The 5,565-nt window shown below is 49.9% G+C and carries 5 protein-coding genes; all 5 read right to left on the bottom strand.

Annotated elements, in window-relative coordinates:
* Positions 1 to 66 precede the first annotated feature (66 nt).
* Positions 67 to 582, bottom strand: coding sequence for a RidA family protein (locus ACOJS8_RS03290; RefSeq protein ID WP_420147103.1), 516 nt, complete (start codon positions 580 to 582; stop codon positions 67 to 69).
* 96 nt (positions 583 to 678) lie between these two features.
* Positions 679 to 2,445 (bottom strand): PQQ-dependent sugar dehydrogenase, encoded by a 1,767-nt coding sequence (locus tag ACOJS8_RS03285; protein ID WP_420147102.1) that lies wholly within the window; start codon positions 2,443 to 2,445, stop codon positions 679 to 681.
* Between the two features lie 52 nt (positions 2,446 to 2,497).
* Positions 2,498 to 3,742 (bottom strand): amidohydrolase/deacetylase family metallohydrolase, encoded by a 1,245-nt coding sequence (locus ACOJS8_RS03280; protein WP_420147101.1) that lies wholly within the window; start codon positions 3,740 to 3,742, stop codon positions 2,498 to 2,500.
* Between the two features lie 88 nt (positions 3,743 to 3,830).
* Positions 3,831 to 5,045 (bottom strand): selenocysteine synthase, encoded by a 1,215-nt coding sequence (locus tag ACOJS8_RS03275; protein WP_420147100.1) that lies wholly within the window; start codon positions 5,043 to 5,045, stop codon positions 3,831 to 3,833.
* Between the two features lie 48 nt (positions 5,046 to 5,093).
* Positions 5,094 to 5,565 (bottom strand): carbohydrate-binding family 9-like protein (locus ACOJS8_RS03270; protein ID WP_420147099.1); only part of this gene is annotated, 472 nt, incomplete at its 5' end.

The raw sequence follows: 5,565 nt of genomic DNA, 5'->3' as shown, positions 1-5,565 counted from the left end.
CCTGACATAATCGCTGGCCAAATGGTCAGGTTTGAGAACCTGACACCACATACGATCGAAAGCGAATTAGATATAAGCAATGCAGTCCATTTCAACCAGCGAATCGCCAGGCACCCCTCCGTAAACAGCAACGGTGGTACGTACCGGCGGTTTACTGCCAAATCGACCTTTATACACTTCATTCATGCCTTTGTAATCGTTCAGATCGTGCAGAAATACACTCACTTTTAGTACTTTCTCCATCGACGAGCCCGCTTTAATCAGCTCTTTTTCCAGTTCTTTCAGTACTTCGTCCGTATGGACTTTAATGTCACCTTCTTTATGATAGCCTTTACCCGCTACGAACACCAGATTGCCCAGCTTCGTAGAGCCCGAGAATAATGGTACGTCCTGATGATTGACGACGTTAAAAACTTCTTTCTCAGCGACAGCTTCCACTGGGGCAACTTCCACGGGCGGTTCGGCGACAGTATCCACTGCGGCAGTATCCACTGCAGCAGCTTTGGTGGCGGCACCCAGCCCAATTACTCCGGCGGCTGATGCGAAAAGACGTTTCAAAATGGAACGGCGTTCAGTTTTCATACGATAATAAAATGGTTAATTAATGGTTGATCTTAAATGAAAAACGAATACAGAAAAATACGAAGGCTATACAGTCGTTCTGCCTTATTTATTTACTCATTTACTCCTGCGTTTGGCAGGCAATTTGGGCGTTAAGGCCAGTCGGACTTCGTTTACGTCGGCGGCTGTAACGGCATCGGCGGTGTTGCCAAAATTTGACCGAATGTGGGTAAGTACTTCGGCAATGTCTTCGTTTTTAAGAAAACTGTGTTGCGGCATTACGTTGTTGTAGGATTGTCCTTTTACCTCAATCGGACCTTCCAGGCCTTGTAGCAGCACCGTAATGAGCTTCTTTTTGTCGCCTAAAACCCATTCAGAACCGGCTAAAGGCGGGAACCGTTGCGAATCGCCCATGCCGTTACGTTGGTGGCAGGCTGAACAATAAACCGCGTAGACTTTACTGCCGATAGCGGGTTTACCACGGTCCAAATCGTCGGTGATTTTGTCAGGATTACGAATGTTGGACATTGACTTCCGTTTCTCCATCTGTGCCAGTTGCGTAGTACCGAAGCTAGCTTTATCGCCTTTGTACGTAACGCGCCAGATTTTCCCTTTCTCCGTTTCCGACAGGTACAACGAACCATCGGGGCCCATGGCAATACCCATCGGCCGGTACACGGCATCGCTCACGTTAACCACTGGATCGACCCCGGCGAAACCATCGGCAAAAACTTCCCAATCTGCAGAAATCGCACCGTTTTTGGCGGGCATGAACCCAATGAAATAACCTGCCTGCGGATACGGTGCCCGGTTGGTCGATCCGTGAAAGGCGATGAACGTACCGTTTTTGTAGCGGTCGGGAAAGTTGTTGCCCTGATAAAACAGCATATCGTTGGGTGCCCAGTGCGCCGGAAATCCGATCAACGGTTTCTCGCATTTGTCGCAACGACCGACGGTTTTACCATCACCACCATATTCAGGATTCAATAGCTTTTTGCCCTGAACCTGATCGTAATAGCAATAGGGCCAACCGCCGTCCATACCTTCTTTCACTTTAAATAGCTCTTCGGCAGGCAGTACGGCGCTTTCCCAAGGCGTGTATTTATCGGCCCAGAGCATCAGAAAATCGTCGCGGCCATGCTGGAGAGCATATAAACTGTTATCGGCAAAATTCCAGTCCATGCCCACGACACTACGTAGCCCCATCGCATACCGGCGACCATCTTTCTGGGTTTGATTGGTCTTATTGGCATCGAATTGCCAGATACCGCCGTGATCTTCCAGCATCGGACAGGGATCGATACCTGCCATGCCCGGCGTCCGGTTTTTCGGCTGACAACAGTTGGAAGGAGCACCAAACGCTACGTATATATGCCCGTCTTTATCGAACGTAATCGGTTTGGCAATATGCTCGTGCATGCCGTGCTCATGATCGTCGGTCAGCACAACTTCCATTGGACTGCTGGGGACCAGCTCGCCGGGTGTCAGTTTGTAGCGGTAAACGTACAGCTCAGAGCTGAAGTACAGATAACCGTTGTAAATCCGCATGGCTGTGCCGTACGCTCGTTCGCGGGCGAGGCCACCAAAGCGTTTTACTACGTCGGCCCGACCGTCGCCGTTAGTGTCGCGGAGCGCCATTACCGACTCGTCTTTGTCGCGGGCAAAGCGGGCTTTTACGTAGATATCGCCGTTTTCATTGACGGCTATGTGGCGGGCACGGCCGGGAAGACTATCGATCACGACAGTAGCTTCAAAGCCTTCGGGCAGAAAAAGACCACCGTTTTCCGCCGTTTGAACCGGCAATCCGTTTCTGGATTCACGCTGCGTGAAGCCGACCAAAACTACTAACGAAAGAACGAACCCTTTAACGTAACGTTTTGACATACAACAAGATCAATTGAGGGGTTAGGCGGTAGGCATTACAACAAAGGCTTATTTAATTCAGGCCCATCGGGCTAACAATACCGTTCAGGTCGTACACGATTTTGCCACCTTTGATGGTCATTTCGCATTCGAACTTCTGTTTGCCCTTGAGTTTGTAGCCTGTTTTGTCATAGAAGCCAAAATCCCCCTGACGCATACTCAAAATCGCTACGTCGGCGATGGCTCCTACCGATAAATGGCCCAGATTTTCGCGCTTGATTACCTGAGCAGGTGTCCACGTACTGGCTTTGATAACGCTTGGAACATCCATCCCTATCAACACAAACTTCGACATGATGCTGAGCAGATCTTTCATCGAGCCGTTCATCGAGCCCGTGTGCAAATCAGTACTAATGGTCGTCGGATAAAATTTGGCTTTTATTGCCGGAATGGCTTGCGAAAAATTGAAACTGGCTCCACCGTACCCCACGTCGAAAACGATGCCACGCTTGATGGCTTCCCAAACGAACGGTTTTACTTTCTGCGTCGCTTCATCGACAACGGTTTCGCGTACATCGCCGGGCAGCAACGTGTAGGCATGGGTGAAAATATCGCCCGGACGCAGGTGCTTCAGGAATAAATCGGCCAGCGGGAGGGGAGGTGTGCTACCGCCAAAATCAACAATTACCGGCATGTTGGCTATCTTTCCCGCTTCTACTGCATGATCGACAGGTGCCCAGCTATGCCCCTGAAAGTGAGCCACTTTAAATCCTACTACGTCGTTCTTGTTTTCCATCGCCACTTTGGCCGCCAGCTTGGGGTCCATGTCCGTGGTGTCCTGTTCGTAGGGGCCGCCCCGCATGCCTTCGCCGACGATGTTCAGGAACGAAAGTACCCGCGTTTTGGAGTTCAGGATAATGTTTTTCTTGAATGTATCGAACGATTTTGCGCCCGCGCCACCCGCATCGACAATGGTCGTTATGCCTACCCGGAACGTAAAACCATCGGGCGATAAAGCCGTAAATCCGTCGCTGAGGTAATGATTGGGTTGGGTTCCCTGAAAGACGTGGCCGTGAATATCGATTAGCCCCGGCGTTACGTACATGCCTTTCGCATCGACCACCTGCCGAGCCTGTTTTGGGTCAATCGACTTAGCTACTGCGGTAATTTTGCCGTCTGTAATCGCTACGTCCATCAGCGCGTCGATGTTGTTTTTGGGATCAATCAATCGTCCGCCTTTAATGAGAAGCGTGTATTGCTGAGCATTCGTTACGTAGCTGAAACCAATTAATGACAGGAGTAGGAATAGTTTTTTCATTGAGCGGGTTTTGTTTTCCGTAAGCGAGCGACCGTGACGACGGACCGTTTAAAATCGCTCGCTTACGGAATGAACGATACAGAGAAAATTATACCGATGCTTTGGTCAGTTCTTCTTTAAGACGGCTGGCTACAATTTTTTCTTCGCCGGGTTTCAGCATCCAGGCTGTCATGCTGATGCCCGTAGGTTCACCAACAACTTCGATGGATGGATTTCCATTACGTAGTGCTTCCTGTAGAGCTTTGGGCGTCAGCTTGGTCGTATCCCACGTAACACGTAGCGTAGGCGTATGATTGCCCAGTGGTGGAGCGAAGGATTCTACCGTTACGCCTTTTACACTTTTGGCGGCATCCGCAATGTGTTTGGCCCGATCTTCCAGCATTTTCCAGTCTTTATCCTGGTCGCGGGCAATGAATTTCTCGAGCGCTACGTACATACCCAGCACTTCTTCTTTATTGACCTTCATGCCACGGCCAATCGTTGAACCGCGAGGAGGCATGCTAAGCCGGGCCGCATCGATGTACTTTTTCTTACCCATCAATAAGCCCGCACTTTGCGGGCCACGCATCGCTTTGCCACCCGATACGCAGACCAGATCAAATCCCATGTCGTTGAATTTCCACAGGTTTTCCACGGGCGGTACGTCGGCGGCAATGTCGATCATAGTTGGGATGTTGTGTTTTTTACCCAGCGCCACCCATTCCTGATGCATGATTTTGCCTTTGTCGGACTGAATGTTCAGAAACCAGAGCATCGCTGTTTTTTCGTTGATCGCTTTTTCGAGTTCTTCGACCGTTTCGATAAAAACAATTTTACAACCCGTGTTGGTCAGCGCGTGTGAATAACCGACGTTATGGCCTTTCTGCACAATCACTTCCGATTTCATGCCGGTACCTTCCAGATGGGGGAGGGCTTCTACGTTTTTCTGATCCATGCCCGTTAAAACGCCAGCCAGACCCAGCGTCATGGCCGAGAAACAACCCGCCGAAACAACGGCTGATTCAGCGTGAGTGAGTGCTGCTATCTTCTCCCCGACTTTTGTCTGTACGTCGTCGAGCATCATAAACTCTTTAGACGAAGCGATGATCGTATTCACTACGTCTTCTTCCATAAGCGAGCCTGTCATGGCGGTGTACGTACCAGCTGCGTTGATGAATGTACGAATGCCGAGCTCTTTTATTAAGTTTCGGGGAGCCAGCGCAGGAGCGGCCAGAGCTGACGATAACGTAGCGGAACCACCGAATAAACCACCCACCAGCGGCATGGCCGATAAGTGCTTGAGTAAACTTCTTCGATTAAGCATAGTTGGTTTACCAGTTAAAATAATTGAGACTAGAGTGGGTTTGTTGTACTACTCAAAAACCAGCGTTCCATACCTTCTGAATTCGTGAAAACTGCCGCTCGTTTTTTTCCACGACCAGGTTTGGTAGCCCTGGTCGTAGTCGATGCGGTAAAGGTTTCCACGCCATTTCGTGCCGGATGTTGGTATGACGGGAACAATGGGATTCATCAGCCGATAAGGAATGAAAAATTCAGCTGTCCACCCTTTTACGGCAGCATTACTTGATTTCTCTCCCCCCTGCGCCGACGTAGCATGTTGGGTTTTGTTGGCTCCTTTATAATTCCAGGGTTTCCAGCCCTGCGCTTTGCCGTTGATGTTCGGCACCAGAATCGGTAGTTCGTAATTCAATGGCGACACCTCATACTCAAAATAGATCGGTACGGCCGGGTCGGGCCAGAGAAAAACTTCTACTACGTCCTCTTTAAATAAAGCCCCAAAATCTTCCTGAATCGTAGCCGTCAGTTTTTCATCGTCGCACTGA

It is taken from the genome of Spirosoma sp., assembly GCF_048594605.1.
In the GTDB taxonomy this organism is placed as follows: Bacteria; Bacteroidota; Bacteroidia; order Cytophagales; family Spirosomataceae; genus Spirosoma.
This window is presented reverse-complemented; position numbering and strand designations above follow the sequence as displayed.

Excerpts from the sequence above, each read along its gene's own strand:
- ACOJS8_RS03280 (WP_420147101.1), bottom strand. The coding sequence starts at position 3,742 with ATGAAAAAACTATTCCTACTCCTGTCATTAATTGGTTTCAGCTACGTA.
- ACOJS8_RS03285 (WP_420147102.1), bottom strand. The coding sequence starts at position 2,445 with ATGTCAAAACGTTACGTTAAAGGGTTCGTTCTTTCGTTAGTAGTTTTG.
- ACOJS8_RS03290 (WP_420147103.1), bottom strand. The coding sequence starts at position 582 with ATGAAAACTGAACGCCGTTCCATTTTGAAACGTCTTTTCGCATCAGCC.
- ACOJS8_RS03275 (WP_420147100.1), bottom strand. The coding sequence starts at position 5,045 with ATGCTTAATCGAAGAAGTTTACTCAAGCACTTATCGGCCATGCCGCTG.